This is a genomic window from Streptomyces nanshensis, from assembly GCF_001751255.1.
In the GTDB taxonomy this organism is placed as follows: Bacteria; Actinomycetota; Actinomycetes; order Streptomycetales; family Streptomycetaceae; genus Streptomyces; species Streptomyces nanshensis_A.
In genome coordinates, this window is the sequence record NZ_LJGW01000127.1 from 5402 (window position 1) to 8847 (window position 3446).

Annotated in this window: 3 protein-coding genes and 1 pseudogene; all 4 read right to left on the minus strand. The window is 71.6% G+C overall.

All coding sequences use genetic code 11. The features are described from left to right. A pseudogene (locus AN218_RS37420) lies at positions 1-256 on the minus strand (hypothetical protein); the annotation flags it as partial. Further along, positions 256-909, minus strand: coding sequence for an RNA polymerase sigma factor (locus AN218_RS07250; RefSeq protein ID WP_070015934.1), 654 nt, complete (start codon positions 907-909; stop codon positions 256-258). The pseudogene AN218_RS37420 and the gene AN218_RS07250, both read right to left, overlap by 1 nt. 317 nt (positions 910-1226) lie before the next feature. Further along, the gene (locus tag AN218_RS07255) at positions 1227-2840 is read right to left on the minus strand and encodes a beta-N-acetylhexosaminidase (RefSeq protein WP_070015935.1); all 1614 of its coding nucleotides are present in this window, start codon (positions 2838-2840) and stop codon (positions 1227-1229) included. A gap of 275 nt (positions 2841-3115) precedes the next feature. After that, positions 3116-3355: a hypothetical protein gene (locus AN218_RS36010; protein WP_141747496.1), complete on the minus strand. Its 240-nt coding sequence runs from the start codon at positions 3353-3355 to the stop codon at positions 3116-3118. Positions 3356-3446 lie beyond the last annotated feature (91 nt).

The window sequence follows — 3446 nt, forward strand, 5'->3', positions numbered from 1 at the left end:
GGTCCTCGGCCGGCTCCTCGCCGGTGGCGCGCTCCGGTACGGCGCCGCGGTGGTGCCGACGGGCGCCGCGGCGTGCCCAGGACGGCCCGGGGGCACCGGGCCGCTCGTCGGCGCCGGTCAGCGGAGCTTCAACGTTGTCGTGACCGGACCCCGGACGCCTGCTCGCGCGCGTGCTACGCGCATTGACCGCCGAGCCGCGGAGCAAGCGCTCCGCCGCTTCGTCGTCCAGCCACCTGTACCGGTCGTCGTCCGCCATCACGTTTCCCTCAGCGTTCGCGAAGCCTTATGCGTCACACCGCGTGCTGAAGGAGACGCGTCGGGCCCATGTGACGGTTCTCCGGGTTCTGTGAAACCTTCGCTCGACTCGTCCAGCATCTGTGCCAGTTTGCGCAGCCCCCGGTGGGCGGCCGTACGGACGGCGCCGGAGCGTTTTCCCAGCACGTCGGCGGCGCTCTTGGCGTCCAGTCCGACGACCACGCGCAGCACCACGGCCTCGGCCTGGTCCTGCGGAAGCCGGGAGATCAGCGCCATCGTGCGGCCCGTGCCGAGGGCTTCGAGGGCCTCGTCGGCGGTGTCCGCACCGGCGGGCAGTACGGCGAGGTCGCTCTCGTCGCCGCCTATCGCGGGACGGCGTCCCCTCGTCCGCAGATGATCGAGCGCCCTGTTACGGGCTATTCGCGCGGCCCAGCCGCGGAAGCGGTCCGCGTCTCCGCTGAACCGGCCGATGTCGCGGGCTATCTGGAGCCACGCCTCGGAGGCGACGTCCTCGGCGTCGGGGTCGCTGACCAGGGTGCGGACATAGCCGAGCAGCCGCGGGTGCACAGTGCGGTACACGGTGCGGAAAGCGCCTTCGTCCCCGCCCTGTGCCGCACGCACCGCGGCGGTCAACTCCGCGTCGTCCCCCTGCACGGCCGTCTCTCGCCCCACTCCGCGATGTCCCAACGGATCTGGTCACGCCCCTGGTCGGGCGTCTGTCGTCTCTCGGTGATGCCCGCGTATGCCTCACGCACAGACCAGCATCGATGCGACAGCACGCTAAGGCCAAGTGTGCGTCATAGTCCACGCAAGTTGACCAGGTAACAGAATGGCGGTCCGGAACGCTGAAGAGAGTACGGGCCTGCCCCTGGCGTGGTGCGCCCGTTCTCGAGGGCGATCGGGGTCTCTCCTGTGGGGGGTGGCGACCCCGGTCGCCTTCGCATTTTCCGGGCCGGCCCGGCCCGGCGCTCTCAGCTCGCGCGCTCCCCGCGCCGCTTGAAGTCCTCCCAGCTCATGCTGGGTTTCTGCGGGTCCCACACCTTCTGTGCGAGGGCGCGCAGCGGCGCCCTGATGCCGGCGGCGACCTCGTTCTGGGTCTGCGCCTCGGAGCGGTCGCACCACACGGCGAAGCGCCCGCCGAGGATGTGCCCGGGACCGGAGAGGGATTTCGGCACGGGCCGGGTGCCGCGCAGCACCGCCGGGGTCCACTGCTCGTAGATGCGGCGCCCTGTGGGATACCGGAAGCGGTTGGGCTCGCCGAGTACGTAATAGAGGTACTCGTCGTTCATGTTGACGAGCTGCCAGCCCTCCTTGAGATACGACTCCGGGCTGCGCGCTCCGGGCTCCTTGCCCGTCCAGTAGGCGACCTGCCGGTCGTGCTCGGCGTGTGCCTTACCGCCCTCGTGGATGCCGTCGTTCCACGCCTGCGGGATCTTCCCCTTCTCCCGTACGACGGCGGCACGGTCGTTGAGCCACTTCGTCGCCAGGTCCTGTACGCGGGCGCCGCGGCCGAACTCCTCGCGGGCCTTCGCCGCGAGACCGGGATAGTCGGCCTCGGGGTCCTTGCGCGTCAGGGGCACGAACTCGTCGCCGCCGAGGTGCCAGTGCCTGCCGGGGAAGAGGTCGGCGTACTCGCGCAGCAGATCGTCGACGATCTTCGCCGCCCGCGGATCGGAGATGTCCACGGCGCCCTCGGTCGGACGGCCCGAGCGGTCCTTGAGCTGGATCTCGGGGTGCGCCTTGAGGACGGCGCCGAGGTGTCCCGGGGAGTCGATCTCCGGTACGACCTCGATGTGCCGGGACTCGGCGAGCTTCACGATGCGCCGCAACTGCGCCTTGGTGAGGTGCGGCCGGGAGACGACCTCGGGATGGGTGCTGCTCTCCACCCGGAACGCCTGGTCGTCGGAGAGGTGCAACTGAAGCTGGTTGAGCTTGAGATCGCCCATCTCCCGGATGCGGTCCTCGATCCAGCCCGCGGTGAAGTGCTTGCGCGCGATGTCGACCATGAGGCCGCGCTGCGGGCGGTCCGGCTCGTCGTGGACGACGCCGTCGGCCACGGCTCCCGTGGCGCGTACGGACTGCAGCAGCGTGCGGGTGCCGTAGAAGACGCCCGCCGCTCCCTGGCCCGCGATCCGCACCCGGCCCTCGCGGCTGTCCAGCACATAGCCCTCGCGGCCGGCCTTCACGCCCTGGTCCAGGCTGAGTTGGACGTCGCCGGTGCGGGCCGGGCCCTTGGAGAAGGGGACCTTCAACTCCTTGGAGAGCAGCCGGGCCGAGTCGGCGAGCGGCCCGTCGGGATCGGCGACGACCCGGGTGAACTTCGACGGCTTCCAGGCCGGGCCGCGTACCGGATCCCATGTGCGTACGGAGGGAACGGACGCCGGTGCGGGACCCGTTCGGGCGGGCTCGGTCGGCTGGGGAGCGCCCGAGGAGTGGCTGCCGGTCGCGCCGCCGCCGCTCACGCCCGTTCCGGTGCCGCTTCCGGTGTCCTCGGTGGAGCAGCCTCCGAGGGTGAGAAGACTCACCGTGCTCGCCGCGAGCACGGTCGCCGCAGTCGTCAGCTTCTTTGGCCGCCTGGATCCCATACGGATACGTTATTGCCCCTTTTCTGGTCGCACTCGCCGAGTGTCCGGCCGGATCATTCCCGTCCGGGTGAAATTCCCATACTCGTCGTATCGTTCGGCCTCTGCGTCGTTACGGTGTCCGAAGCCCGCCCGCACGGCTGTACTGGACGTCACACAGCGGCAGTTGGGAGGGCCGCCCCGGGCGGGCCCGGGAGCACCCGGCCGCCGCGGCCGGTCTCCCCCGCCCTTCCGCCGCCGGGTCAGCCGGGCCCGTACGCCGGAACCGCTCCGTACTCTCAGCCGGCCTCCGAGGAGCCCATGCCGCCGCCCATCCAGCGAAGCGACGAGAAGCCCCACGCCGAGCCCGCCTGCACCGCCTCCGCCGGTGCCGAGCCCGCCTGCACCGCCTCCGCCGGTGCCGAACCCGTCTGCACCGCCTCCGCCGGTACCGAACCCGTCTGCACCGCCTCCGCCGGTGCCGAACCCGTCTGCACCGCCTCCGCCGGTGCTCCGGGCCGGGGGCAGGGGGAGGTCATGCCCGCCACGGACGGCGCGCAACCGGCGCGGCCTGACCTGGTTCCGGACCCCGTTCCGACGCCGATTCCGCCGGCGCCGGCGCCGGCTCCG